This window comes from Halalkalibacterium ligniniphilum, from assembly GCF_000334155.1.
In the GTDB taxonomy this organism is placed as follows: Bacteria; Bacillota; Bacilli; order Bacillales; family Bacillaceae_D; genus Halalkalibacterium; species Halalkalibacterium ligniniphilum.
In genome coordinates this window covers 20,993-46,559 of record NZ_ANNK01000144.1, presented here as the reverse complement: position 1 = coordinate 46,559, position 25,567 = coordinate 20,993, and the positions used below count along the sequence as shown (strand labels likewise).

Here is a 25,567-nt window from a genome sequence, read left to right as displayed (position 1 = left end):
ACGAATCTGAAGGTCCCGGTATTACAGTAACGAAGGTTTGGGCTATGAGGGAGTGGCGAAAAGACAAATGATTGTTTAATCAATGTGGATGCTATGTTTTCTAAAAAGAGAATCATATATAAATGCGAAAACAATTATGAAGGGGATGATTCATTTTGGATGTTTTTGATTATTAATAATTAATTTTGATTGATTTTGATTGAAAAAACACTTATACTTTTAGTAAGAGATTGAAGAGGGTGTGGATGATGCTAACAGTTGAACGCCAAGAACTCATTTTATCGATGGTAAAAGCACGAAAAGTTGTGACCATTCATGAGCTTGTTGAAGAAACAGGAGCGTCTGAATCGACAATCCGTCGTGATTTGACTGAACTTGAAAGCGCAAACAAATTGAAGCGAATTCATGGTGGTGCGTCTGCATTGCAACGCCGTTCAGAAGAGCCGACCGTTGCAGAGAAAACAGTCAAAAACAATTATGAAAAGCAGCTTATCGCCAAACAAGCAGCCGACATCTTGGAAGAAGGAGACTGTATTTTTCTAGATGCTGGTACAACGACCTTTGAAATGATCCCTTTTTTAACGAACAAAAAAGTGGTGGTGGTAACAAACGGCTTAGATAGCTTATCCGCCCTTATAGAGCATGATATTGAAACATATGTGCTAGGCGGGGCAGTAAAGAGAGGTACGAGAGCGTTTGTCGGAAGGCATGCGGTTCAAATGCTGCAAACATTTCGTTTTGATAAAGCGTTTATTGGAACAAATGGAATCGGATTGGAAGACGGCTTTACAACTCCTGACCCCCAGGAAGCGTTTGTGAAGGAAACGGCCATTTCGCTAGCGAGAGAGAGCTTCGTACTTGCTGACCATACAAAATTCGGAGAAACAGCGTTCTCCCATTTTGCATCGCTAGATAAAGCAACCATTATTACTAGTGCAGAAACTGATCAATCTCATCTAGAAAAATACAAACAAAGGACAACAGTAAAGGTGGTGACAGCATGATTTACACCGTGACATTCAACCCATCCATTGACTATATCATTCAAACAGATTCTTTAAAGCTCGGTCATGTCAATCGTTCCACACAAGATCGAAAGGTACCAGGTGGGAAAGGAATTAATGTTTCCCGGGTATTAAAAGAGCTAGGGTATTCCAGTCAAGCGCTTGGTTTTATTGGAGGCTTTACAGGAGCCTTTGTAAAAAAAATGCTTGAAAAAGAAGGAATTGGAACTTCATTTATTGAGGTAAACGAGGATACAAGAATTAATGTGAAAGTAAAAGGAGAAGAGGAAACAGAGATTAACGGAATGGCACCAACCATTGAACCTCAACATGTAGAGGCACTTCTTGAGCAATTAACTGATTTACAGAAAGAGGATGTGCTCGTACTAGCAGGGAGCGTGCCTTCGAGTCTACCAAGCTCGATCTATCAGGCGCTCATCCAACAAGGAAAACAGCAGGGAGCTCAGGTTGTTGTAGATACGAGTGGAGAAGCGTTAAAGAAAGCCATTCATGCGAAGCCAACGTTCATCAAGCCAAATCACCATGAGCTTGAAGAATTAGTAGGTAAGTCGATTGCAAGCATAGAAGAAGCAGTTCCTCATGTGAAAGAGCTTTTAGCATTAGGTGTTGAAAATGTTCTCGTATCCTTTGCAGGAGACGGGTCATTATTTGGGACAAAGGACGGTCTTTATGTTGCAAATGTACCAAAAGGAACGGTGCGAAACTCTGTGGGTGCAGGAGACTCAACCGTAGCAGGCTATATCGCTGCTAGACTTGCAGCGCTTTCTGTTCCCGAAGCTTTTCAATACGCTATTGCAGCTGGAAGTGCTACAGCCTTTTCTGATGGATTTTGTACGAGGTCAAAAATCGAGAGTCTACTAGGTCAAACGAAAATAACGATGCTAGGGGAAGGGTGAGGAAAATGAAAATTTCTGAGTTATTAAAGAAGGATACAATGATTCTTGATTTACGCGCAGCGTCAAAGGAAGATGTCATTGATGAATTGGTTCTGAAGCTAGACGAAGCCGGTAGATTAAACGATCGTCATCAATACAAAGAGGCCATTTTAGCAAGGGAAGCCCAAAGTACAACGGGAGTAGGGGAAGGGATTGCGATCCCTCACGCTAAGACAGCAGCTGTAAAAACACCAGCAATTGCCTTTGGACGCTCAAAAGAGGGGATTGATTACGAATCTCTTGACGGGCGACCGAGCCACTTGTTTTTCATGATTGCTGCAAGCGAAGGGGCGAACAATGAGCATTTAGAAACACTTTCACGTCTATCCACTTTTTTGATGGATGAAGCGTTTCGCAAAACATTGCTGGAAGCTACTTCTTTGGAAGAAATTTTGGCTGCCATCGATCACAAAGAAGCAGAGCAACAGGAAGATAACGAAGAAGAGACAACGGTTACTGCTTCAAGCGGAAAAGTGTTAGCTGTTACAGGCTGTCCAACAGGAATTGCCCATACGTATATGGCTGCAGATGCTTTAAAGGAGAAAGCAAAAGAGCTAGGTGTATCAATTAAGGTTGAAACCAACGGATCAGGTGGTGTGAAAAACCGTTTAACAGCTCAAGAAATTGAAGAAGCGGATGCAATTATTGTTGCCGCCGATACGAAAATCGAGATGGATCGTTTCGCGGGTAAAAAGGTGCTTCAAGTTGGTGTGACAGACGGGATTCGTCGACCAAAAGAGCTTATTGAGCAAGCGTTGTCTGGAGAGGTCTCGATTTATAAAGCTGGGCAAGGTAAGGGAAACGGAAGTATTGAATCGGAGAGAACAGAGAAACCTCGGGTTGGCTTTTATAAGCATTTGATGAATGGTGTCTCAAACATGCTTCCTTTCGTTGTCGGGGGCGGTATTTTAATCGCGATTTCCTTTATGTTTGGAATTGAATCGGCGAATCCAGACTCTCCAGATTATAATGCCTTTGCGGCGATGCTCATGGAGATCGGTGGAGGGAATGCATTCGGGTTAATGATACCTGTTCTTGCAGCCTTTATTGCTATGAGTATTGCTGATCGACCAGGCTTTGCTGCAGGGATGATTGGTGGTTTAATTGCTGCAACAGGTGAAGCGGGCTTTCTTGGTGGCTTAATCGCAGGCTTTTTAGCAGGTTATCTGGCTCTTGGTGTAAAAAAACTGCTTGAGAATTTACCACAAACGTTAGATGGAATCAAAACGATTTTGTTTTACCCTGTGCTTAATATTTTTGCGACAGGTATGATTATGCTATGGCTTGTTGGCCCGTTATCAACCTTTAATACTGGACTTGAGAATTGGCTTGGCGGTATGGGGACAACGAATATGCTGATTCTTGGAATTATCCTTGGTGGTATGATGGCGGTAGATATGGGTGGTCCGATTAATAAAGCGGCTTTTACGTTTGGAATCGCTATGATCGATGCTGGAAACTATGGTCCTCATGCTGCTGTTATGGCAGGCGGGATGGTTCCACCGCTTGGGATTGCCCTTGCGACGACGTTCTTTAAAAAGAAATTTACGAAGCAGGAACAAGACGCTGGGAAGACGAACTATGTTCTCGGGCTTTCTTTCATTACAGAAGGTGCCATTCCGTTTGCTGCCGCTGATCCTGGTCGTGTCATTCCGTCCATTATTGTCGGTTCTGCTGTAGCTGGCGGACTAACGGCACTGTTTAATGTTGGCTTACCTGCACCTCATGGCGGACTCTTCGTCATTCCAATTGTTTACGGAAGTGCCTGGCTTTATATCCTAGCCATATTAATTGGTGCAATCATTACGGCTCTTATGTTAGGCTTCTTGAAAAAAGATGCCCAACAATAATTGAGGAAAGCGGTAGGAGGATCCCATCCTATTTAGTTTTACAAAAAGGGAAAAGTCTGGCTCAGAGTATTTGAGCCAGACTTTTGATTATATGGGTTTAAAACCACGTGTTCTACACGTGTGAAAATAAAACTTCTAGAGTGGTAAAGTGACAGAAAAAATCTCCAATCGTTATAATAGAAGATGGCCGTCAAACCAACTTCTAAAAAACGAAAGGAGATCTACTCATGTCGAGTGACAATAGTTTATCACACACAAGATGGAATTGTAAGTATCACATCGTATTCATACCAAAGTACAGAAGAAAAGTCATTTATGGAAAACTGAGAAAAGATATAGGTGCTATTCTCAGAAGGTTATGTGAAATGAAAGATGTCGAAATCATTGAAGCACATGCGATGAAGGATCATATTCATATGTTAGTGAAAATCCCACCTAAATTGTCTGTGTCACATTTTATGGGCTATTTAAAAGGAAAAAGTTCGTTAATGATCCACGACCGGCATGCCAATTTAAAGTATAACCATGGGAATCGTACGTTTTGGGCAAAAGGATATTATGTGAGTACTGTAGGATTGAATCAAAAAACGATAGAGAATTATATACGTAATCAGGAAGCGGAGGATCGATTACGCGACCAAATGACGAAGAGAGAGTACGTCGATCCATTTAAAGATAAGTAATAGAAGTGAACGGTTGACGGTCAATTTCGAGTCCCCTTTAGGGGGTTGTCGGTAAAGTGCCCTTATAGGGCGAAATTAAACCCGCCGGTTCTACCGGCGGATATTTACTATTCACCAACAGTCAGTTCCCCTCCGTACAGATAATCTAGTTGACCAGCCTTTGTGGCATAGGCAAAAACGTGGTATTGGCCAGATGCCAGAGGTTTACCATTCAATGTTAGGTCCCACGTGAAATCATAAAAGCCTTGAGGTGTATTTTTTGTAACAGCAGCCTCACCTACAAATTCAAATGTTTCAACGGAATAAATCCATAAACCAAATCGTTCGGCTCCATTTGGTAGGTATGCGCTACCGGTAAATGTCCTATCCTGATTATTGACATCAAATCCAAAGCTAGTTATGCGAGGATAATCTGGTTCAGAAACAAATAGAATGGTGGGCACTTCAATCGTTTCTATGCCATCGCCGATAGTTATGGTGCCTTCATAATAACCTGGTTCTACCTTGCTTGTGTCAACTTGAACATTAAAGTTTACTTTTTGTGTACGATTCGGTTGAACGCGAAGATTATTGCTTGTATTGACTTTAATACCTTCTGGGTTTCCAACAAACGTTACATCAAACGAGTACGCTTTCCGTTCATTTGAAAGGTTACGAATCGTAAAGTATTGTCGTTCGGTTTGACGTCCGTGTTTCTTTGTGAACGTTCCGAAAGAATGGCTGCCAGGTGTTATGAGCGTTTTTGTATTGATTGCTTCTGGAACCCGAATACTTCCAGAACCTTGCGTGTTATGAGCATAGCGCTCACCATTTGGGCTTGTTAGCGTCTCAGACGTATTCATCAAAGCCGCCTTCACCTCATCCACACCCCAACGTGGATGCGCTTCAAGTAGAAGAGCGGCAGCTCCAGCTACATGAGGGGAGGCCATACTTGTCCCTTGAAGGGCAGCATATCCGTGAGGTTCTTCTGATTGGTGGGTTGGAACCGTGCTTGTAATGTTTACACCTGGTGCAACCACGTCAGGTTTTATCATCCATGTTCCCATAACAGGTCCACGAGATGAAAAGTTTGCAACCGTTTCCCCAACCCGTTGAGCAAAGCTAAAGGTGAATGTCACTGTGTTATTACCTGCTTCTAGCTCGGCTAACATTTTCTCTCCGTCTTCACGTGTCAGCATTACCGTTGGGAGTTTCATGCCAGGAATTGTTGGCTGGACACCAGCAACATTGTTAAAAAGAATAACACCGACTGCCCCAGCTTTGGCTGCATTAATCGCTTTTTCTGTAAATGGAATTTCCCCACGCTGGATAAGGGCGATTTTTCCTTCAAAATCAATTCCTTCAAAATCTTCCGGGTAACCGAGTCCTGTATAGACAATGTCGTACTCATTGCCGCTTAAGGCAAGTAAATCATCAGCTGAACTGTACCCCATTACTTCTGCGCTCGGATAATTTACGCCTTCTGAAGTAAAAATACTTGCATGATATACATCAAAAGGAAGTTGGGTTGCACCAACAGAGATGGCACTACGAGATGTTCCTGGGGAGCCCACCGTCCAGTTGTTCGGCCCGCTATTGCCGTTAGACGTAACGGCAACAACTCCTTCCGCCATCGCCCAATCTAGGGCAATACTCGTAGCAAAATCGGGGTTATTTAATGAGTTTCCTAGTGATAGATTCATAATATCAGCACCATCTTGAACTGCACGCTCAATTCCTGCTACGACATTAGCTGTTGTCCCGCTTCCGCCAGGGCCAAGGACACGATATGCAAGGAGGTTCGCCTCAGGTGCGACGCCTTTAATTAATCCGTTTGCTGCTACCGTACCGGCAACATGGGTACCATGATTGGTTTGTCGACCTCGAGGATCACCAACAGGCGTTTCCTGAGGGTCGTTATCATTATCGACAAAATCCCATCCTTTGTAGTCGCCAAAAGCATGGCGAAGATCTGGGTGTGTATAGTCAACACCTGTGTCGATAATAGCTACGGTCACGCCACGGCCAGTAAATCCTGCCTCCCATGCTGTATTAGAACCGATGAAAGAAGCACTTTCGAGCATATTTGGATTGAAAGCATCCGCTTCAATTAGTTTTCCTTCATCAACAGCAGTGGTTTGATACGTAACGTCAGGGTAGACGGCCTTAACCCCTTCAACTGTGAGTAAGCTAGGAATTTCATTCGCAGGGAGGGCAACAGAAAATCCAGAGAAAACATAGTCATACTCCTGACCAACCTCACTGGTAGTAGTCAAGGCTTGAACGTTTTCAATTACTTGCCTTCTTTCCTGTTTGAGTTTTTCTTTCGTTTGATTTTTTCCTCTGTGCTTAGCTTCAATTAATGATTCTTCTTTTAGCTCAACAATTACGGTTTTTTCAAGAAAATTTGACGTATCAATTTCTCCATACAATGGAGCAAGCTCAGGTGGTCCACTTGTTGTATTAGCAGCCGCTGAAGTAAACCCTGAAAACGAGAGTAGGAAAATAAGAGAAAACAAGACAACCTTATGTAGATATGCATACTTCATTGCTTTCAATCACTCCTTTTTTTTACGTAAGGCTTCCATTCCATGTGGAAAAATCGAACAACTCATGACTGCTGTGCGTCAAGAAACAGCATTTCTCACAGAAACCTCCTTTTTATGCCAAAATTTTAGAACAGCTGAAGAAAATATTCTCTATGTATCAGAGGAATCCTTTTAACAAAGGAAAAAAAGGGAATTACTATCTTTTTTATACATGATAAGTTGGTGCAAGTCTGTCAAGGATGATAAAAGTTTTTTTAAATTGTAAAGTTGTGAAATTTGAATCAGCGATAGATTTCGAGCATTGTTGTCCATTTATAGTCATCGTTCTAAAGTTATGATTAATGTTTAAGGTTTTAAAATTTTATGCTCAAATTTTGAAACGCATTTGTGGGAACGTTCGTAATAATAAATAACGAGATTGAAGCAAACCTTAATCCTGCCATTTCGTCAGCTGTGATACGTGCAAACTTTATTAAAAAGTAGGAGTTGAACAAACGATGATGCTTCCTTTTTTACTATTTATGACAACAGCCTTTCCTTTTGGGCTAGTCAAAGGATTGGTTACTACTAACTATACAAGCGGCATCTTTTTTGGAGCCGTGTTCGGTCTTTTCATGACGTTTCTCATTATGTGGACCTATGAAAAATATTTAATTAGACGAGGTTTGACAACCGAAGTGGGAGAAGCAGTTTTGACGCTCGACCTGAATGCAAAAGAAGCCCTCGTAGCGACAAAACAAGCTTTGCAAAAGGTCGATGCGATCGTCGTTATGAGTAATGAACATACGGGTGAAGTGCTGGCGAAAACAAAAGCTAGCTGGAAAACATGGGGGGAACGCATCGCTATTCTTATTCGTGAAACAGAAACGGGTGAGACCGAAATTCATTTAAAAAGCGAACCGTTCGTACAAAAGGAGATTCTATCAAATAAAAGTGTAGAAACGGTTAAAGCGTTAGTAGCGGCGATAAATGGTTATCGACCGATTTTATAAATGAGTGTGTTACCAATTATGAATGAAGAGGGTAAGAAAATGAATATGTGGTGATATGATAGAAATAAGGTATATTTGTAAAGAGGTGAAGACTAGTGAGAGATAAGGGAATCATTCGAGAATCTGTATGGGCAGATATGACTGAAAACAAAGTAGGGAGATTTCCCTTCCCTCTCAAAGGGCGAATCCCTAATTTCAAAGGTGCGGAGCAAGCGGTGAAGCATATTATAACGTTGGATGCATACAAAGAAGCATCTGTCGTAAAAGTAAACCCAGATGCTCCCCAGCTCCCACTTCGCATGCAAGTGCTGCTTGATGGGAAGACGTTGCTTGTGCCAACACCACGTTTAAAAGCAGGATTTATTAAAATAAAGCCAGAATGGGTCCCAAGTGGGGAAGAACGAAAGGCAGCAAGCTTAACGCATATGAAGGCATATGGAAAAGAAATTGCTCTTGTAGAGATGCCAGAAATCGATCTGATTGTAATGGGATCTGTTGCTGTTGATAAAAAAGGACGTCGTCTTGGAAAAGGAGAAGGGTATGCGGACCGAGAATATGCGATTATTAGCGAGCTAGGGAATCGCCCAGTGCCTGTGGTAACAACGGTACATAGTAGGCAGCTTGTAGAGGAAGAGCTACCGAGAGACGCTTACGATGTCACGGTTGATTGGATTGCAACTGAAAAAGGCCTTCTCAAAACAGAGGGAGAGTATGAGAAGCCTAAAGGCATTGTTTGGTCAGAGGTTTCAGAAGAAGAGATGGAAGAAATGCCGGTATTAAAAGAGATTTGGGAGTTGACAAAAACGAAGAAAAAGCGTGATTGAATGAGGATGCTTTTTCTTTTTTCTACACATTTGGCTGGGCAAGCTTCATTTTTTCTTTATTTTAGTGCTTGTCGTTTTGTTTTCGTAAAATGACATATTTTAAACATTGAATTACTCATGAATGCTTGTGAGATTCGATGGTTACTCGTATGGTTCTACTTGGACAGCCGTCCCATAGACGAGTACTTCAGAAGCGCCTTCTGTAATTGAGCTTGTTGAGTAACGAATATTAATAATGGCATTTGCGTTCAATTTTTCTGCCTCATGAATCATATCCTTTTCAGCTGCTGTTCGTGATTCTACGAACATTTCCTCGTATTCTTTCATCCGTCCACCGACCAAATTTCGAAGCCCGCCAATAATATCCTTTCCGATATGCTTGGCTTGAACGCGGTTGCCTTTTACAACGCCTAAAGTTCGAGTGATTTTTAATCCTGGGATTGTTTCAGTGTTCACAACAAGCATGGGGAATGCCTCCTTTATTCTATTCCTATTATTAATACGATTGATATAAGGAAAACGTTTCATGTTTCGGTGTTTTTTTTTTCAAAGGGGAATGATTTAAAAATTATGTGGGATGGTAGTCAACGATGAAGTTACGAAAGCTGTCGCACACGAAGCAAAATTGAAGAAAAGCCCATTTTGACTTATTTCCTCATTCTCCAGTCAACTTTAGTCGGGTGGGAGGATATTATTGTTCGTTGGTCCGAAGCAGATCCCGTCGCTACGATTGCTGATTCAAGAAATGGAGCGTTTACTGAACAAAGAATTAGATTTAGTAGAGTACTATTTTAGTCGAAGGAGAAGTAAGAAGGAGTAATAGTGGATATAGCAAAAGTTCGGACAAAAGAGTTTTTATTGATAAAAAAAATTCCAAACTTCCTGATCGTTGCTGCATAGCAACCGCTTCGGAAATAGACGTCGCTTTCCGCAGGAGTCTACGTCTATTTCCTCTGCTAAGGTTGTGCATTGTTCGCATGTTCAATCAAACACGTTCGTTATGTCCCAGCCTCACTTAAATTACACAGATGCCTTTTGAAGTTTGGCGATCATTTTAAGGGAACGACCTGTACCAATTGCCACAGATTCAAGCGGGTTTGGGGCAAGATGAACGGGAACAACAATTTCGTCACTTAACCAATCCTGCATGCCATTAAGAAGGGAACCCCCTCCTGTTAAAATCACACCACGGTCAACAATATCACCACTTAGCTCTGGAGGACAATCCTCTAAAGTTGCACGAACCGCTTCTAATACTTGAAGAAGTGATTCATTCATTGCATGCTGAATTTCAGTTGAGCGGAGCACAATTGTTTTCGGCAATCCTGTTACGAGATCACGTCCACGTACATCCATTGTCAGTTCTTGATGTTCAACGGGTGCATAGCCGATGTCAATTTTTATTTGCTCGGCTGTTCGCTCACCAATCAGGACGTTGTAGGCTTTTCGAACGTATTGAATAATGTCTTCATCAAGCTTATCTCCACCAATGCGAACGGAATTACTTGAAACAACACCTCCGAATGAGATAATGGCAACTTCGGTCGTACCACCACCAATATCAACCACCACATTTGCAACAGGTTCATCAACAGGCAAGTCCGCTCCAATTGCAGCAGCAACAGGCTCTTCAATGATCTCTACATTTTTAGCACCACAGCTGCGAATGGCATCTAAAATGGCTCGTCGCTCTACGGATGTTGAGCCGGAAGGGGCACATACGACAACACTTGGCTTTCTGAGAGACAGGCCTAATTTTTTACTAGCTTTTTTCATGACATGCTTTAACATGGCGGTCGTCACATCAAAATCTGCGATAACTCCATCCTTTAAGGGACGAACGGCAACAATATTTCCTGGCGTTTTACCTACCATGCTCTTTGCTTCAGTCCCAACGGCCAGAACGTCTTTCGTTTCTACATTCAATGCTACGACTGAAGGCTCATTTAAAATAATTCCTTTATCTTTACTATATACAAGAAGATTTGCGGTTCCTAAATCGATTCCAAGCTCTGCATTTGAAAACATACATTCACCAACTTTATAGATTGTTTGACTGTTTGCTATTTTAACAAGAGAAAAGCGATGGGAAAAGGTTCAGATTGCATAACTTCTGTGTAATTTCATGTGAGAATTTTAGCTTTATGATTGAAAAATAGGAGATGATACACATAGTTGATGAAAATTGTACCACTTAAAAGCCATACGTGGTGAATCTCACCCGTTTCATAAGTCTTAGGGTCAGAAGAGTGATATTTGTGGAAAAGAGTGGAGATAAGGTGTAGTATGAGCAATCAGTCTCCATACAAAATGAGAGACACCCAAGCGGGTGCCTCTCAAGATGGGGGAAAGGGGTGTTTAAATGATGCTTATGCCATAACGAGAAAATAACAAGTATATGGCTCCTTGCATCCTTTAATATGTATATACCCCTTTGAAACATGTTAAAAACATTTTGCTTTTTAACATGTGTGAATGTGCACTTGTAGACCAGATGTCGATTTTGATAAATGGATAATGGGCGATCTAACTATTTTTAGGGGATGAAAATGATGTGTATAATGGAAATGTGTCAGTAAAGGAGGGCTTGCCATGGAATCAAAACAAAAGGGCATTGTTTTATTTGATGGGGGATGCAATTTTTGTGACTATTGGGTGCAATTCATTTTAAAGCATGATACCAAACAGTGCTTCCAATTTGCCTCTTTACAGTCTGACGCTGGGATGGAATTAAGACATCAATATTCAATAAAAGATGGGGTAGACTCAGTCATTTTGATTGATGGAGAAAATGTCTATATGTATTCAGATGCAGCCTTGAAGATTGCTGCGAAACTAAATGGCTCATGGAAGTGGCTTAAGATATTCAAGAGCATTCCCCGCCCGTTAAGAGATATCGTCTACAAATTTGTGGCTACTAATCGCTATCGTTTTTTTGGCAAAAAAGAAGCGTGCCGCTTACTAACGCCTGATGAGAGGAAACGATTCTTATAAATTCGATGTTTTTTATAAAAACTCGAAAAAGGCAGCCTAGGTAAGAGTGTTTAATAATAAAACCACTTTCGTTGGTGAAAAATTGACAAAACTTTCTCGAAGTGAAAGGATTCAGAAATTAAGCGATTCGTGCTATGATAAGAGAATACAAATTTGCCAGCATGAGCATGTCAATAGGAGGGAGAATGAGATGACAAGTAACAACTCAATGGAAGCGTATTTTAAAGAAAAACTCCACGTCGCGAAAAGTCAGTTTGAACGAACCATTGACTGTAAGCATACGGAATTTGATGACTTGTATCCATATATGACAGAGCAGCCACAATTTTTCTGGTACAAACGTTATGTTGCTTGGCAAGAACTGTTAACCGTTGTCTCCATCGCCACAGATTTAGATGTTGATTGGACGTCAGACTTTCTTGAAAAGCAAGTTGCTTTTATCAATTCGAAAGTTCTAGATGCCAAAGTGCTCGATGATTGGTATGAAGTACAAGAAGAAGAGGTTGAGACAGAGCAACCATCAAAGAATGAATAAATGAAAAACGAACAGTAAAAACCTAATATCCTCAGATAAAGTAGTATTCTGAGGATGTTAGGTCTTTTTTAATGACGCTCAAAAAATTCTTCCTTTTGAAGGGTGCCAGCTTCAAACTTTTCGAGAAGTGATTGGCAGTACAAACGTTTAGAAGTTAAACCAAGCTCATTAAATATAAAGATAGCTTTTTTGAAATAAGTTTTAAAAAGTTGATGATCAGATATAAGATAATGATTTGCACCTTTTTGATAATATAGTTGACCAAGTAAGTACATACTTTCGTTTACTTTACATTGTATAATTCCTTCCTCGCATGCTTCTAAAGATTTTTTATAATTGTGATGTATTTGGAGCATTTTGGCATAATTATAATAAAAACGAACAAGAAGTCGATAATTAGGTTGGTTCGGTATACTTTTTAAAATGTTGTGAATATTATCGTATACGGAAAGCGCTTCGTGAAAATAAAGTTCTTCACTATAGAGAATTGCCATACTTATCTTTATTTCAATGTCTATTTCTGAGATTGTTTGAGATTGGATTCCTGTAGTTAAAGCTTCATTCAAATGAGAAATAGCTTTGGTAAAGTCATTTTCTAAATAGTAATAACAGATTCCCTCATTCCAAATTAAAAACTTAAGGTTTTGAGTGGACCGAAATAAAGGGTGCTTTTTTTCACGTTTAATGACGCGAAGTGCAGCTTGATAATTTTGAGTACGTACATAATCTATAATTGATTTTTTAACTTCTTTTACGTGACTTTCTTTTGGAAATTCTTCTTCATTAAAAAAATAGTTAATATCTACACTCAGCTTTTGTGAGAGTTCAAAAAGAATTCTTGCTGTTGGCTCTGAAGTCCCATTTTCGATTTGTGATATTAAAGGTTGGGTACAAATATTTTCAGCTAATTTTCTTTGAGAAATGTTATAGTACTCCCTAAGGTCACGAAGTTTATTGCCAATAAAGTAGTTCATTTATAAAATTCCCCCTATATAAATATGTTTATCTAACATCATATAAAAAGTCAATATTCTAAGAAATCTTAATCTTTTATAACAATTTGCTCTAATATTGCAAAAAGCAAAGATAAATTACTTTTGTCATAATGCTATTAAGTAAAGTAATCAAAAGGAGGATTCAGATGAAAAAATTACTAGTTTTAGGTCTTGTGGTGGTTGGAGGATTAATATTGGCAGACGTTAATGCTTCATCATTGTTAACTGATAGTTTTTTACAAGTATTACCTTATGAGCATCATGGATCTCCAAATGAGTACTTATAATTAACTTGGATTAATAATTATTTAGATTTACCGTATGAACCAGCTTAAATTTTAATCTTCATCATTCACTTAATTTTACCCACATTATTGTCCTTTTCCTTAGAGCTATCGAATGAGATAGCTCTCTTTTTTTAAAATTAATGAATAGATAAATATGTTTATCGAAGTATATAGCCTACTTTAAAACATTGAGGATGTTTGTGTCTTGCAAAAAGATTTCCTTTTTAATAAGAAATACGTCTTTTAAGCGGTCCTGCTAGATTTGCTGTAAGGGCTTATCTAATCTTACTCAAAGAAAGAGGAGGTTCGAAGATGAGACATAGTTTTAAGGTGATGGTGTCATTTATTATCGTCTTTCTTCTTATGGTCGGAACGGCAGCAGCTGGTGGTGCTGAGAAGGGTGAATACTTAATAGGGTTTAAAAACAAAGGGGATGCTCAAAAGTTCGAAGGTGAAGTCCAGCATGAATTTGATAATTTCCCAGTCCTTTTCGTAGAGTTACCGAAAAATGCAGTGGAAGGTCTTGAGAGAAACCCGAACATTGAATTTATCGAAAAAAATGAAGAGGTAGAGCTATTATCTCAAACAGTACCTTGGGGCATTCCTTTTATTTACGCTCCTGAGGTGCATAACGAAGGCTTTTTTGGTCAAGGAGTAAAGGTTGCAGTCTTAGATACAGGTATTGCCCCTCATCCAGATTTATCAATTAGAGGAGGAGCAAGCTTTGTCTTAACAGAAAGAAATTACACTGATTATAACGGACATGGCACACACGTAGCAGGGACAATTGCAGCGCTTGATAATTCAATTGGAGTGTTGGGTGTGGCACCTGCGGCAGAACTGTATGCAGTAAAAGTGCTCAATGCTATTGGGAGTGGGACGCTCTCTTCTATTGCCAGGGGAATTGATTGGTCAATTTCAAATGATATGGATATTATAAACATGAGCTTAGGAGGGACGTCCGGTTCTGATACGCTGCAAGAAGCTGCAGAGAGCGCGTACAATAGTGGGATTTTACTTGTAGCAGCAGCAGGCAATTCAGGTGAGTCAGGTGGAACAAATAATATGGGCTTCCCTGCAAGATACTCTACTGTGATGGCAGTTGGTGCAGTAGATTCCGATAGTAACCGTGCAAGTTTTTCAAGCTATGGTGAAGAACTAGAAATTATGGCACCAGGCGTTAATATTCATAGTACCTACTTACTAAATGGCTATGCGACGTTAAGTGGAACTTCTATGGCTTCTCCACATGTTGCTGGTGTTGCTGCCCTAATAAAAAACAAGCACCCAGATTTATCAAATACGCAAATCCGTCAGCGAATAAATTCAACTGCAACCTATTTAGGAGATTCTAATTATTACGGAAACGGTTTAGTGAACGCTGAAAAAGCAGCCCAATAACTATAGATAAATTCGTCAGCGTTACTCTACCGAGATGGAGAGAAAGCAAATTTGTAAGGTCTGTCTGAATAACATTTACTTGGTCACCTAGTAAGATCCTCACTTTTCTTTAACAAGCTCATACTACGAGTTTGTTTTTTTTAGTTATTTTTCTATATGGGTATGATGAAGATTTAATAGCATTTTTAAGAGAAGATTATTCGTGAATCAGCGCTGGATTGTCGAGAATGAAGCACTGTTTCTGGAGCTTTCCTACGACCCCTAATTCCCCCATTAATGCCTCAATTTTATATTGGTTTTCAAGAACTTCTTGTACAACACCTTCAGGATCACTCGTCCCTTCAAGCGCTTTGTCCAGTAACAGATAAAGGTCGATGCTCTGTTCCATGATTTTCAATTTGAAATGGGGAGAGCCATTTATAGAGCATGATTGTAAAAGATAAGACTTACAAGAAATGATTGATTTTCTTACCAACAGTCTCTAGAATGATAATAATATTGCAACAATTACATTTATCGTTAGGGGATGGAAAGTTTGGCAATCATTCAATCATTTAGTCAGTTTGCTAGCAAGTACTTTGCTATTATTGTTGTTTTCATAAGCATCATTGCATTTTATCAGCCAGATATGTTTGTTTGGATAGCTCCCTACATAATGATTTTACTAGGGATTATTATGTTTGGAATGGGGCTTACCTTACGACTACAAGATTTTGTGCTTGTGGCGAAAAAACCGATACCAGTAATCGTTGGCGTTGCAGCTCAATATGTAGTTATGCCACTTGGTGCGTTTGGACTTGCTATTCTTTTTGATTTACCTCCAGAACTAGCTGCAGGTCTAGTACTGGTTGGAGCATGTCCTGGAGGGACAGCTTCCAATGTGATGGTGTATTTAGCAAAAGGTAATTTGCCATTATCCGTTGCGATGACGTCGATTTCAACGTTACTTGCACCAATTATGACTCCTTTAATTTTGTTAATTCTTGCGGGACAGTGGCTTCCAGTAGATCCAGCTACAATGTTTATGTCAATTGTACAAGTAATCATTATTCCAATAGCTTTAGGCATTTTCATTCGAAAACTATTACCAAAAACAGTTGAAAAGACGACTGAAGCGCTTCCGCTAGTTTCAATTGTTGCAATTATAGCCATAGTTGCTGCAGTTGTTGGAGTAAACCAGGAGAACCTTGCTTCATCAGGATTAATATTATTTGCAGCTGTCATGCTACACAATCTACTTGGTCTGTTAATGGGCTATCTCATTGCAAAAGCTGTTGGATTAGATGAATCGAAAAGAAGAGCCATATCAATTGAAGTTGGAATGCAAAATTCTGGGCTTGGCGCTTCATTAGCAATGGCACACTTTTCACCAATAGCAGCATTACCAAGTGCGATTTTCTCCGTATGGCATAATATTTCAGGGCCATTTCTTGCGAGCTTTTGGTCTCGACGTCCAACCAAAGGGGGACAGGATGTGTTGTAAAGGCCTAATTCGAAATGAAAGTATCGCTGATAGAGTAAGGACGATGAGCTTGATCACCCATCGTCCTTTGTTTAGTTAAGCATCATTATGGTAATTTAACAACCGATCTTCCTTTTGCTCCGCCTTTTAAAATCTCGTCCAGCTGCTGAGGTAGCTCATCTAATTGAATTTCTCGGCTGCTGTGTTCTAATGCTGATTCAGGGCGTAGATCCGTTGCCATACGTTCCCATAAAAGTTTGCGCACATCCATTGGACAGTACACGGAATCAATACCAAGTAGATTCACTCCCCGAAGAATGAATGGGAATACGGTCGTAGGAACCTTAGTCCCCCCAGTTAATCCGCTTACTGCAACAGAGCCTCCATACAAAATGCCACTAAGTACGAACGCTAATGTTTCACCACCAACTGGATCGACTGCAGCAGCCCATTGTTGTTTGCCAAGAGGGGGGATTTTTTCAGGTGTTAGCTCTTGCCGGGGGATAATCGACGTTGCACCTAAAGAGAGCAAATACTCATGTTCTGATTCTTTTCCAGTACTTGCGATAATCTCATAGCCGCGCTTAGAAAGCATAGAAATGGCCATACTACCAACGCCACCTGTAGCGCCTGTTACCAGTACGGGACCCTTCTCTGGTGTGAGACCGTTCTCTTCCAATCTTTGCACGGAAAGGGCAGCCGTAAAGCCTGCAGTTCCAACAGTCATCGCTTCTTTCAAGGATAATCCCTCAGGTAGTGGTACGAGCCAATCTCCAGGAACACGTGCGTACTCACTGTACCCCCCTTTATGACTGACGCCAAAATCATAGCCTGTCACTAACACTTGGTCTCCTTCTTGAAAGCGTGGATCACTAGAATTGACTACAATACCCGCTGCATCAATCCCTGGTATAAAGGGATATTGTTTGACAATATTTCCGTTTGGAATGCTTGCAAGGCCATCTTTAAAATTAACACTAGAATAGGCGACCTTAAAAGTAACATTTCCTTCAGGCAAGTCATTAATGGTTTGCTTTAGGATTTCTCTTGTAAAATTGTCTCCTTCTTTATTCACGACAAAAGCTTGAAACGATTCGTTCACCTAAATCCCTCCTCTTCCGATCTACTGTTATTGTACTAAAGGTTGGAAGAAGATGAAAACGCTTTTACTTGGATTAAATCATAGCCACGTTGCTTGTCTTTTAGAAAAACAAAAAGGGGACGAAGATAGACGTTCATTTTAAAAATAAATCTAACTTTAAACAAGTTAATATTCGTAAAAATAAGTCAATTTAAGAAGATTTTGTGAAAATACGTTGAATCATGTATAATAAGCTTGATTTGATTAAGAACCTTCATAATATTTATCGTTTGATTCAATGACCTCATAACTTTTAAAATATACCACATGAACGACATTCCTCCCACATAAACGATAAAATTCAAAAGTTATATTTATTGCTTTATATAAAAGGGAAGCTTCTCTGAATAAAGGTGAGAGTTTACGTATGGATATAATGACGTTTCGCAATGTAGCCCACGATATCTTAACACTGCTTTATGAAACACTTGAAGCAAAGAAAATTTATATATCAGAACGAGATGGAAGTGTTTTTCATTTTCTTTATGGTATTCATCAATCAAACCTTATTGAATACTCCTCTACAGCAGAATTGGTTGAAAATAAAAATTTGGATCGTTTGTTAGCTTGGGACGGTCGGGAGGAGCTTGAAGAACGCAGCCTTGAAATTATTAACAATGGACAACGTCATGTTTGTAAACCGTTATATGGAACTGGAAAAGAATTATTTGGTACTTTAACTGTTGAGTTTGCTGGGGATAAACCATTACATTCTTCTCATTCTCTTCTTCTGATGACGATGGCTAAATTCCTAAACTACACCCTGGAATTAAGGGCTCTTACGATTCGAGACACGTTAACAGGATTGTATAACCGTTATTTTTTAGAAAGCTACTTGCATAAAATGAAAAACCTTCTACAGACTGGGTATTCGCTTATCTATTTTGATTTAGATGATTTTAAATATATTAACGACAGTCTTGGTCATTCGATGGGCGACAAACTTTTAAAACAAGTTAGTGCAGATCTTAAAGAAGTATTTTCCGATTATTTTGTTTGTCGAATGGGTGGCGATGAATTTTTAATTTTTCTTCCATGGGTCACTGAACAAGAAGTGATTGAAAAAAATCTTGGGCGATTAAAAGAGATCTTTAAAACTCCTTACGTAATAAATGGATATGAAATCTTTCTTAAAGCAAGTGTTGGCATTGCTAGTTGTCCTTCAGATGGAGAGACGCTTGAAGAGATGATTCGCAATGCCGATACAGCGATGTATGTGGCGAAAAAACAAGGGAAAAGTCAAGCGGTTTATTACCATTTTACAATGAATGAAGGTACAATGAAGCGGTTTGAGCTAGAAAGCTATTTAAATAAAGCTCTTGATTATAAGGAATTTGAATTGTATTATCAGCCACAAATCGAGCTGAAAACTGGGAAGATTTTAGGTGCTGAGGCACTTATACGCTGGAATCATCCTAAGCTTGGAATTGTATCCCCAGACGTATTTCTCGAACTTGCTGAAGAGACGAATATGATTACTGACATTGGCGATTGGGTGCTTAAAACGGCATGTGCCACTTGCAAGGAATGGGTGAACCAAGGTTTTTCTGATTTGAAAATAGGTGTGAATTTATCAGCCAAACAATTTTTACAGCATGACTTGGTTGAAAAAATTTCAAATGTTTTAAAGGAGGTAGATCTATCTCCCCATTTGCTAGACATAGAAATCACTGAAAGCGTAAGTATGCATGACTCTAAGCTCGTTATCTCCATATTAGAGGATTTAAAAATGCTAGGGGTGAAGATATCCGTTGATGATTTTGGCACTGGATATTCATCACTCGCATATTTGAAAAACTTTCCTGTGGATGTCTTGAAAATTGACCGTACCTTTATTCGTGAGTTAAAGAAAGATGACCAGTTTGAAGCAATTGTAAATGCTACCATCTATCTTGCTCATGCATTAAGAATGCGAGTCATTGCAGAAGCGGTGGAAACAGAAGAACAGTTTCGGTATTTACAGGAACGAGATTGTGATGAAATTCAAGGGTACTTTGTGTCAAAACCATTGACGAAAGAGGAGATGTCTTTGTTCTTAGAGAAGCATCCAGCTGGAAAGGTATATATTGAACGTATAGCTAAAGCCTGATTTTTTTGGGCTTTTTTGTTTGGACGATTGGGCTATTTCAAGATTATGTAAGCTTGTAGAAAAAACGAGGCCGATTTGCATTTCTAAGAAGAAAACATGATATAATCGATAAGGCTTAATAGAGAGGGTTAATGTTATAAAGAGGGAGAGTATCGCCATGCAACCGACAAAGACGATAGCTGAGAAGCTGCGGCTTTTTATTGTCATTTTGACACCTATCTTAATTACACAGCTCAGCATGTATGCAATGAATTTCTTTGATACGATGATGTCAGGTCAAGCGGGTTCATTTGATTTAGCTGGTGTGGCGATTGGTTCAAGCTTATGGGTCCCAATTTACACAGGTTTAAGCGGCATCCTTCTTGCCTTAACACCTTTGATTGCTCAAAGCATAGGTGCAAAACAGCGTGAGGATGTTCCTTTCACTTTAATACAAGGTGTCTATTTATCGATAGCCGTTTCTGCAGCGATTGTAATCGTTGGTTTTTTTGTGTTAAATCCGATTTTGTCTCTTATGTCACTTGAGGGTGAAGTGGAGCGAATCGCTAGGGAATATCTAATTGGTCTTTCATTTGGGATTGTTCCTTTATTTATGTATACAGCTCTACGCTGCTTTATTGATTCTCTTGGACAAACGAGAGTGTCAATGGTCATTACACTCTTATCTCTTCCAGTGAATGTGTTTTTTAATTATGTATTAATTTTCGGTGCTTTTGGGTTCCCGCGCTTAGGCGGGGTGGGGGCTGGATATGCAACAGCCATTACGTATTGGTTTATTTTCTTTATCACAATCTATGTACTTCTACGTATTCCACGATTTGCAACTTATCATTTATTTGGTACATTTTATCGTGTTTCTTTTTCGAAATGGAAAGAAATTTTACGATTAGGCTTGCCAATTGGCTTTACGATTTTTTTCGAGACGAGCATTTTTGCTGCGGTGACACTTCTTATGAGCAGCTTTGATACAGCGACAATTGCAGCCCATCAAGCAGCGATTAATTTTGCGTCCTTTCTTTATATGCTTCCACTTAGTATTGCTTTTACACTAACGATTACAGTTGGCTATGAGGTTGGGGCACATCGGATTAAGGATGCCAAACAATACAGCTATCTTGGAATGGGTCTTGCCATCGCTATGGGGGTTTTTGCTGGCTTAGTCATCTATGCACTTCGGGGCTCTGTAGCTGTGCTTTACACAAATGATCCAGATGTTGCTTGGCTTATTCAACAGTTTCTCATTTACTCGATTTTCTTTCAGCTATCTGATGCGATCGCAACGCCTATTCAAGGGGTGCTACGAGGTCATAAAGATGTAAACATACCTTTTGTTATGGCGCTCATTTCTTTTTGGGTCATCGGCTTACCTACAGGTTTTATTTTAGCAAATTACACGAGTCTTGGTGCTTATGGTTACTGGATTGGACTGATAACAGGACTAGCTGTTTGTGCCCTTGGGCTGTTATGGCGTTTGCTGAATGTGCAGCGTCGGCTTGAAATGAATTTAGGGAAACAATAGAACCCTTTTGTCAGTCTCCTGCAAGGAATGGACAAAATCATGTGCCACCTTTAGTGAAATGGAGTAAGCCCTTCCTTTTCCACAAAATTACGCTGCTTTCTTTTCATGAAGGCAGCGTTTCATTTTTAGTGAGCGATTAGGGTATTCTAAAATATGATTAATTGAGGGTAATTTGCGAATCTGAATGTTCATAAATGCCAGTGATTTTCTCGCCAATGTCTTCTTCTAGCTCTTTGTTGGTAGGGAGGCAGTCATAGGATTGAATGACCGTAAAGTTTTTTAAGCTAATAAGATGATAGGGAAACCCTCGCTCGTCTTCATCAACAACAATTGCATAAAGCTTCTTTTTTTTGGTGCAAATTAAATCCCCAGCCTCTTTTACTGACCGCCTTCGCTTAATAATTACATCCATATGAGCAACTCCTTTCCTTCTTTTTTTAGTAAAAATGCTTCTATAGTCTATGACAATTTACTAGATTTTATACAAAAGGGAAAGTAAAATCCTCGCTTCCATTCTTTTTAGTGGAAAAGGGGACGGAACTCCAGTACAAGTTGAGGAATCAAAGAAGCGCTTCCGCTCACACCGCCTTCATTGGAAGGGTGACCAAAAGACTTGGCGATTCGTACATCCATGTGGGAGAGAGAGTAGCTCAAGTAGTTTTCTTATTGGCTTTGTTGGTTCCGTTATCAAGCATTTCACTTGCCACTTCATCATAAATATTGATTCTTTTGGTGTCTTGTTATTTGTTAAAGCTTTTCCTCTTTGTTGATTCCGTTTTGCCAAGAAGATTCCTCCCTCCATTGTCTGAAATAGATAACATTGTTACTATCTCTTTAGAAGCATTCTTTTATCCGAGATTTTTTGTACAACTTGCTTTATTTAACGTGGATCGATTACAGCATAAATGTTTCATATCAACTAAACGAGGTGACAAGATTGGCAAAAACAAAATATTATGTTGTATGGGAAGGGCGCAAGCCGGGTATTTATACAAGCTGGGCCGAGTGTGAGGCTCAAGTAAAAGGTTTTCCCGGGGCGAAATTTAAATCGTTTGCCACAGAAGGAGAAGCAAAGGCTGCTTTTTCAGGTAAAGAGATCGTGACAGGAAAGAAGCAGGAACGTCACGCAAGCAATCAAGAAAATGAAGAGGTCATTTGGGATAGCATTTCTGTTGATGTGGGGAGCCGGGGGAACCCCGGAATTGTGGAATATAAAGGTGTTGATACAAAAACAGGTGAAGTTCTTTTTGCTCATGAAGAGATTCCTGTTGGTACAAATAACATGGGGGAATTTCTGGCCATTGTTCACGGGCTTCGCTATTTACAAGAGCGTAACAGCAATAAGCCGATTTACTCCGATTCACAAACAGCAATGAAATGGGTACAGCAAAAAAAGGCCAAATCAACCCTTGTTCAAAACGAAGAGACGGCCTATATTTGGTCACTTGTTAAAGAAGCAGAGCAATGGCTTCATGAACATACTTACGAAAACCAAATTCTTAAATGGCGGACAGAAAAATGGGGCGAAATTAAAGCGGATTATGGACGGAAGAGCTAACCAAAAAAAGAGGCAAATTAATAAATCCTTTTATATCAGTTCATGACCTAATTTTGCCCTTTTCAAAATTTCACATGAAAATACGTATAGACATTGTGAATGTTGCACTTAAAATGATTAATGCAATCGCCAAAAAGGATGTGTACCCGATCCAACGGAATTCAGTATTTCAACAGTTTTCGTGGTCATCATCAAATTAAAAAAAATAAGAAGGACGAGGTTGATAGAGGTGCAAGTTCTTGCTATTCTGCTTTCGTGTTTTGCGTTGTCTGTTGCTCTAGTTGTTCAGTGGCGTCTTGAACGAGAAGTCAATAACCGAAAGCAGGCGTTCGTCCTTCACTTTGCAAATGTAATGTTCACTTTGATGGTCTATAGTACAGCATATGTTGCTTTTATCGGTATTGTCGGGGGACAGCTTCGTGCAAGGGGCTGGGGAGAGGTATTTATTAAGGCGTATGTGTATCCCTTTGTTGTACTCTTGCTTGTATACCCTATCATAGCTGTTGCCTTTCGAAGCTGGATTCGGCCCTATATACGGACGGCCCAACCGAATGTCGTCGTCATAAAAAAGAGATATTGGCAGAAAACAGAATTAAGGGAAAGGGAATAGTATTTTGCTTTTTTAAGAGAATAATTTTAAATTGAAATCATGATTAATAAAGGTCGACTTTTTCTAGTTTGCTGATAGTGAGCGTATTCCTGAACGTATAGTTCATGCTTGTGGTGCTAGTGCTCATGGTGTATTTAAAGTGAAAAACAGTTTAAAAAGGTACAAAAAAGCAGCACTCTTTCAGGGGGAAGGAAAGGAAACTCCAGTTTTTGTTCGTTTTTCAACGGTCATTCACAGCCAGCATTCACCGGAAACATTACGTGATCACGCGGGTTTTCAGTGAAATTTTATCCGGAAGAAGGGAACTGGGATTTTGTTGGTAACAACCTACCTTGAAGGTTGATGCTACTCTGTGCTTAGAGCACTTAAAAGAAAACGAATAAAACGAGGCTGGGACAAAAGAGTTTTTATTGATGAGAACTCCGAAGGTCATGATCGTTGATGGATAGCATTCGCTTCGGAAATATCCTCCGCTAAGGTTGTGCATTATTCGCATTTTCAATCATACACGTTCGTTATGTCCCAGCCTCGTTTTTCTTGAAAGAAAGATAAGAAAGGATACGATGTCAAAGCTGTCTAGCTCCAGCTGTTGAACAAGGTGCCTGCTCTTTTCTTTGTGGGAAGAACTTTATTTATCATCGGTTTTACGAATGATTTGAGAGGGCATTGTTCTCAAAGACTACTCGCTTTTGCTGAGTTAGTGATAGAAAGACTTCATAAAGATCTAGCATGACTTGTTTTATTTCTTGGTTTGAATGACTTAAGCAGCGAGCGTGAAAAATTCCACCTTCTAGCTCGGTCAAAGCAAAACGAGTTGTGTTTTCGTTAGGGGGATGAAGCTTTTGTTTCATTTGTTCAAAATCGATGGAGGGAGGGGGGGAAAACCAGGCTGAACCCAAATATGCATAGTCATCCAGCATCCCCATTTTGCTAATATCACTTTCTAGAGGCTCTAATTTTATGCGATCAAAAGCGATAAGCTGGCCATCAAGAAAAAGTTCAAAGCGATTATCTAGCATTTGATAAAGGAAGCGTTCGTCATGATGTGTTCTTCCAGGGGCAAGAATATCCCCGTAAAAAAAGGTAGAGGAGGCCGTGAGTGAGACGGTGACTCGTTGCTGAAACCTCGTATTGATAAATGGGATCAGTGTTTCTGGCTTCCAAAGAAGCGAACCGTAGTCCTTGATTTCCATTTTAATTACTTGTTTTGTTTTTTGTAAGGGGATCCGCACCGGATAGACCTTTGTTGCTGCTTGAGGAATAAGCTCAACCTGCGCATTTGGGTCAACGGTCACAGAAATGGAATGCTCGTCGCCACCGACCATTCCGCCAGACGTTTCCACAAGGTAGACGGTTGCCCTTTGAGGATGATCCGTATATAGCACACGACTTGCTTTCAAAGGAGGCTCCTGTAAGCACTCGGTCATTCTTGTTTTTCCTCTCCGATATTGAAATTGCAGATCGAGCTTGCCATTAAGCTGTTGGAGACGAGGAGAAGCCATCATGATAATGGCTCCTCAACGAAATCCTCTAGTAAGAGCTGGCTTCGAATCCAGTCGATAACGCTGTCAATGCCAACTCCCTTTTTTTGATTCGTGAACACGAAGGGTCTTGTTCCACGAGCTTGTTTCGTATCCAATTCCATTAATTTTAAATCCACGTCAACATAAGGAGCCAAGTCAATTTTGTTTATGACTAATAAGTCTGAGCGAGTGACACCTGGCCCGCCTTTCCGGGGAATATCCTGGCCTTCAGCGACATCAATGACATAAATAAAGCCGTCAACCAATTCAGGACTAAAAGTTGCGGATAAATTGTCGCCTCCGCTTTCGACGAAAATAATATCAAGGTTTGGAAAGCGCTGCTTTAGCTCATGGATCGCTTCAAAATTCATCGAAGCGTCCTCGCGAATAGCAGTATGAGGGCAACCACCTGTTTCAACACCAATAATACGTTCTTGAGGGAGGACCCCATGCTTTGTTAAAAATTGTGCGTCCTCCTTTGTGTAGATATCATTTGTAATAACGGCTAGCTCGTAGTCACGGTGCATAGCACGTGTTAGTTGTTCAACAAGGTGGGTTTTACCGGAACCAACAGGTCCGCCAATTCCAATACGTACGGGTTTCATTATAGTGTTGC

26 protein-coding genes and 1 pseudogene are annotated in these 25,567 nt (G+C 40.0%); 17 read left to right on the top strand and 10 right to left on the bottom strand.

All coding sequences use genetic code 11. From position 1 onward, the window contains the following. The first annotated feature begins 248 nt into the window (after window positions 1-248). The 4 genes from BLT_RS0117725 (at window position 249) to tnpA (ending at window position 4,493) form a co-directional block, all read left to right on the top strand. Window positions 249-1,004, top strand: coding sequence for a DeoR/GlpR family DNA-binding transcription regulator (locus tag BLT_RS0117725; protein WP_026105187.1), 756 nt, complete (start codon window positions 249-251; stop codon window positions 1,002-1,004). Beyond that, complete coding sequence (pfkB, locus tag BLT_RS0117720; RefSeq protein WP_017729084.1) at window positions 1,001-1,921, top strand: 1-phosphofructokinase; 921 nt, start codon at window positions 1,001-1,003, stop codon at window positions 1,919-1,921. The genes BLT_RS0117725 and pfkB overlap by 4 nt, the downstream gene beginning before the upstream one ends. Window positions 1,922-1,926: 5 nt before the next feature. Then, window positions 1,927-3,810, top strand: a complete 1,884-nt coding sequence (locus BLT_RS0117715; protein ID WP_017729083.1) for a PTS fructose transporter subunit IIABC — start codon at window positions 1,927-1,929, stop codon at window positions 3,808-3,810. 227 nt (window positions 3,811-4,037) lie between these two features. Continuing rightward, window positions 4,038-4,493 (top strand): IS200/IS605 family transposase, encoded by a 456-nt coding sequence (gene tnpA, locus BLT_RS0117710; protein WP_017729082.1) that lies wholly within the window; start codon window positions 4,038-4,040, stop codon window positions 4,491-4,493. A 107-nt stretch (window positions 4,494-4,600) separates the two neighbouring features. On the opposite strand, the gene BLT_RS0117705 is transcribed toward tnpA, so the two are convergent. Further along, complete coding sequence (locus BLT_RS0117705; protein WP_017729081.1) at window positions 4,601-7,021, bottom strand: S8 family serine peptidase; 2,421 nt, start codon at window positions 7,019-7,021, stop codon at window positions 4,601-4,603. A gap of 497 nt (window positions 7,022-7,518) precedes the next feature. On the opposite strand from BLT_RS0117705, the gene BLT_RS0117700 reads away from it, so the two are divergent. Together BLT_RS0117700 and BLT_RS0117695 are read left to right on the top strand one after the other, a co-directional pair. Continuing rightward, on the top strand, window positions 7,519-8,013 hold the full coding sequence (locus BLT_RS0117700; protein ID WP_017729080.1) for a hypothetical protein: 495 nt from the start codon (window positions 7,519-7,521) through the stop codon (window positions 8,011-8,013). A 95-nt stretch (window positions 8,014-8,108) separates the two neighbouring features. Continuing rightward, on the top strand, window positions 8,109-8,837 hold the full coding sequence (locus BLT_RS0117695; protein ID WP_017729079.1) for a 5-formyltetrahydrofolate cyclo-ligase: 729 nt from the start codon (window positions 8,109-8,111) through the stop codon (window positions 8,835-8,837). Between the two features lie 141 nt (window positions 8,838-8,978). Here BLT_RS0117695 and BLT_RS0117690 read toward each other — a convergent pair whose 3' ends face one another. Then, window positions 8,979-9,302 (bottom strand): YbjQ family protein, encoded by a 324-nt coding sequence (locus tag BLT_RS0117690; RefSeq protein WP_017729078.1) that lies wholly within the window; start codon window positions 9,300-9,302, stop codon window positions 8,979-8,981. Between the two features lie 229 nt (window positions 9,303-9,531). Between BLT_RS0117690 and BLT_RS24770 the strand changes: the two genes are divergently transcribed. Continuing rightward, window positions 9,532-9,657: a hypothetical protein gene (locus BLT_RS24770; protein ID WP_268871140.1), complete on the top strand. Its 126-nt coding sequence runs from the start codon at window positions 9,532-9,534 to the stop codon at window positions 9,655-9,657. A gap of 200 nt (window positions 9,658-9,857) precedes the next feature. On the opposite strand, the gene mreBH is transcribed toward BLT_RS24770, so the two are convergent. Further along, window positions 9,858-10,865 (bottom strand): rod-share determining protein MreBH, encoded by a 1,008-nt coding sequence (mreBH, locus tag BLT_RS0117685; RefSeq protein WP_017729077.1) that lies wholly within the window; start codon window positions 10,863-10,865, stop codon window positions 9,858-9,860. A gap of 564 nt (window positions 10,866-11,429) precedes the next feature. Between mreBH and BLT_RS0117680 the strand changes: the two genes are divergently transcribed. Together BLT_RS0117680 and BLT_RS0117675 are read left to right on the top strand one after the other, a co-directional pair. Beyond that, the gene (locus tag BLT_RS0117680; RefSeq protein ID WP_017729076.1) at window positions 11,430-11,831 is read left to right on the top strand and encodes a thiol-disulfide oxidoreductase DCC family protein; all 402 of its coding nucleotides are present in this window, start codon (window positions 11,430-11,432) and stop codon (window positions 11,829-11,831) included. A 190-nt stretch (window positions 11,832-12,021) separates the two neighbouring features. Continuing rightward, on the top strand, window positions 12,022-12,366 hold the full coding sequence (locus BLT_RS0117675; protein ID WP_017729075.1) for a hypothetical protein: 345 nt from the start codon (window positions 12,022-12,024) through the stop codon (window positions 12,364-12,366). A gap of 68 nt (window positions 12,367-12,434) precedes the next feature. Here BLT_RS0117675 and BLT_RS0117670 read toward each other — a convergent pair whose 3' ends face one another. After that, window positions 12,435-13,340 carry a helix-turn-helix domain-containing protein gene (locus BLT_RS0117670; RefSeq protein ID WP_017729074.1) on the bottom strand — a complete coding sequence of 302 codons (906 nt, stop codon included), beginning with the start codon at window positions 13,338-13,340 and terminating at the stop codon, window positions 12,435-12,437. A 167-nt stretch (window positions 13,341-13,507) separates the two neighbouring features. Between BLT_RS0117670 and BLT_RS24125 the strand changes: the two genes are divergently transcribed. Then, on the top strand, window positions 13,508-13,648 hold the full coding sequence (locus BLT_RS24125) for a hypothetical protein (RefSeq protein ID WP_017729073.1): 141 nt from the start codon (window positions 13,508-13,510) through the stop codon (window positions 13,646-13,648). Between the two features lie 312 nt (window positions 13,649-13,960). Next, window positions 13,961-15,049 carry a S8 family peptidase gene (locus BLT_RS0117660; protein ID WP_017729072.1) on the top strand — a complete coding sequence of 363 codons (1,089 nt, stop codon included), beginning with the start codon at window positions 13,961-13,963 and terminating at the stop codon, window positions 15,047-15,049. A gap of 196 nt (window positions 15,050-15,245) precedes the next feature. On the opposite strand, the gene BLT_RS0117655 is transcribed toward BLT_RS0117660, so the two are convergent. Continuing rightward, on the bottom strand, window positions 15,246-15,437 hold the full coding sequence (locus BLT_RS0117655) for a hypothetical protein (RefSeq protein ID WP_017729071.1): 192 nt from the start codon (window positions 15,435-15,437) through the stop codon (window positions 15,246-15,248). Between the two features lie 147 nt (window positions 15,438-15,584). On the opposite strand from BLT_RS0117655, the gene BLT_RS0117650 reads away from it, so the two are divergent. After that, window positions 15,585-16,532, top strand: coding sequence for a bile acid:sodium symporter family protein (locus BLT_RS0117650; RefSeq protein ID WP_017729070.1), 948 nt, complete (start codon window positions 15,585-15,587; stop codon window positions 16,530-16,532). Between the two features lie 85 nt (window positions 16,533-16,617). Here BLT_RS0117650 and BLT_RS0117645 read toward each other — a convergent pair whose 3' ends face one another. Further along, the gene (locus BLT_RS0117645) at window positions 16,618-17,613 is read right to left on the bottom strand and encodes an NADPH:quinone oxidoreductase family protein (RefSeq protein ID WP_017729069.1); all 996 of its coding nucleotides are present in this window, start codon (window positions 17,611-17,613) and stop codon (window positions 16,618-16,620) included. Between the two features lie 406 nt (window positions 17,614-18,019). Here BLT_RS0117645 and BLT_RS22305 point away from each other — a divergent pair, with 406 nt between their 5' ends. Beyond that, a complete protein-coding gene (locus tag BLT_RS22305; protein ID WP_017729066.1) occupies window positions 18,020-19,741 on the top strand; it encodes a putative bifunctional diguanylate cyclase/phosphodiesterase in 1,722 nt (573 codons plus the stop codon). 157 nt (window positions 19,742-19,898) lie between these two features. Beyond that, entirely contained in the window at window positions 19,899-21,260 is a 1,362-nt protein-coding gene (locus BLT_RS0117625) for an MATE family efflux transporter (protein WP_017729065.1), read from the top strand. A 157-nt stretch (window positions 21,261-21,417) separates the two neighbouring features. Here the strand turns inward: BLT_RS0117625 and BLT_RS0117620 are convergent, their stop codons facing one another. Both BLT_RS0117620 and BLT_RS0117615 read right to left on the bottom strand, forming a co-directional pair. Next, a complete protein-coding gene (locus BLT_RS0117620; protein WP_017729064.1) occupies window positions 21,418-21,672 on the bottom strand; it encodes a hypothetical protein in 255 nt (84 codons plus the stop codon). 177 nt (window positions 21,673-21,849) lie between these two features. Then, the gene (locus BLT_RS0117615; protein ID WP_017729063.1) at window positions 21,850-22,044 is read right to left on the bottom strand and encodes a hypothetical protein; all 195 of its coding nucleotides are present in this window, start codon (window positions 22,042-22,044) and stop codon (window positions 21,850-21,852) included. Window positions 22,045-22,197: 153 nt separating this feature from the next. Here BLT_RS0117615 and rnhA point away from each other — a divergent pair, with 153 nt between their 5' ends. The 3 genes and pseudogenes from rnhA to BLT_RS23370 all read left to right on the top strand — a co-directional run. Then, the gene (gene rnhA, locus BLT_RS0117610; RefSeq protein ID WP_017729062.1) at window positions 22,198-22,818 is read left to right on the top strand and encodes a ribonuclease H; all 621 of its coding nucleotides are present in this window, start codon (window positions 22,198-22,200) and stop codon (window positions 22,816-22,818) included. A 220-nt stretch (window positions 22,819-23,038) separates the two neighbouring features. Further along, window positions 23,039-23,428 (top strand): hypothetical protein, encoded by a 390-nt coding sequence (locus BLT_RS0117605; protein WP_017729061.1) that lies wholly within the window; start codon window positions 23,039-23,041, stop codon window positions 23,426-23,428. A 73-nt stretch (window positions 23,429-23,501) separates the two neighbouring features. Next, a pseudogene (locus BLT_RS23370) lies at window positions 23,502-23,761 on the top strand (catalase); the annotation flags it as partial. A gap of 311 nt (window positions 23,762-24,072) precedes the next feature. On the opposite strand, the gene BLT_RS22300 reads toward BLT_RS23370, so the two are convergent. Together BLT_RS22300 and ureG are read right to left on the bottom strand one after the other, a co-directional pair. Beyond that, window positions 24,073-24,933, bottom strand: coding sequence for an urease accessory protein UreD (locus BLT_RS22300; RefSeq protein ID WP_017729059.1), 861 nt, complete (start codon window positions 24,931-24,933; stop codon window positions 24,073-24,075). After that, entirely contained in the window at window positions 24,930-25,556 is a 627-nt protein-coding gene (gene ureG, locus BLT_RS0117590; RefSeq protein WP_017729058.1) for an urease accessory protein UreG, read from the bottom strand. Before ureG ends, BLT_RS22300 begins: the two co-directional genes overlap by 4 nt. Window positions 25,557-25,567: the final 11 nt, after the last annotated feature.

Coding starts and splice junctions, on each gene's coding strand:
- BLT_RS0117725 (WP_026105187.1), top strand. CDS start 249: ATGCTAACAGTTGAACGCCAAGAACTCATTTTATCGATGGTAAAAGCA.
- pfkB (WP_017729084.1), top strand. CDS start 1,001: ATGATTTACACCGTGACATTCAACCCATCCATTGACTATATCATTCAA.
- BLT_RS0117715 (WP_017729083.1), top strand. CDS start 1,927: ATGAAAATTTCTGAGTTATTAAAGAAGGATACAATGATTCTTGATTTA.
- tnpA (WP_017729082.1), top strand. CDS start 4,038: ATGTCGAGTGACAATAGTTTATCACACACAAGATGGAATTGTAAGTAT.
- BLT_RS0117705 (WP_017729081.1), bottom strand. CDS start 7,021: ATGAAGTATGCATATCTACATAAGGTTGTCTTGTTTTCTCTTATTTTC.
- BLT_RS0117700 (WP_017729080.1), top strand. CDS start 7,519: ATGATGCTTCCTTTTTTACTATTTATGACAACAGCCTTTCCTTTTGGG.
- BLT_RS0117690 (WP_017729078.1), bottom strand. CDS start 9,302: ATGCTTGTTGTGAACACTGAAACAATCCCAGGATTAAAAATCACTCGA.
- mreBH (WP_017729077.1), bottom strand. CDS start 10,865: ATGTTTTCAAATGCAGAGCTTGGAATCGATTTAGGAACCGCAAATCTT.
- BLT_RS0117680 (WP_017729076.1), top strand. CDS start 11,430: ATGGAATCAAAACAAAAGGGCATTGTTTTATTTGATGGGGGATGCAAT.
- BLT_RS0117675 (WP_017729075.1), top strand. CDS start 12,022: ATGACAAGTAACAACTCAATGGAAGCGTATTTTAAAGAAAAACTCCAC.
- BLT_RS0117670 (WP_017729074.1), bottom strand. CDS start 13,340: ATGAACTACTTTATTGGCAATAAACTTCGTGACCTTAGGGAGTACTAT.
- BLT_RS24125 (WP_017729073.1), top strand. CDS start 13,508: ATGAAAAAATTACTAGTTTTAGGTCTTGTGGTGGTTGGAGGATTAATA.
- BLT_RS0117660 (WP_017729072.1), top strand. CDS start 13,961: ATGAGACATAGTTTTAAGGTGATGGTGTCATTTATTATCGTCTTTCTT.
- BLT_RS0117655 (WP_017729071.1), bottom strand. CDS start 15,437: ATGGAACAGAGCATCGACCTTTATCTGTTACTGGACAAAGCGCTTGAA.
- BLT_RS22305 (WP_017729066.1), top strand. CDS start 18,020: ATGGATATAATGACGTTTCGCAATGTAGCCCACGATATCTTAACACTG.
- BLT_RS0117625 (WP_017729065.1), top strand. CDS start 19,899: ATGCAACCGACAAAGACGATAGCTGAGAAGCTGCGGCTTTTTATTGTC.
- BLT_RS0117620 (WP_017729064.1), bottom strand. CDS start 21,672: ATGGATGTAATTATTAAGCGAAGGCGGTCAGTAAAAGAGGCTGGGGAT.
- BLT_RS22300 (WP_017729059.1), bottom strand. CDS start 24,933: ATGATGGCTTCTCCTCGTCTCCAACAGCTTAATGGCAAGCTCGATCTG.
- ureG (WP_017729058.1), bottom strand. CDS start 25,556: ATGAAACCCGTACGTATTGGAATTGGCGGACCTGTTGGTTCCGGTAAA.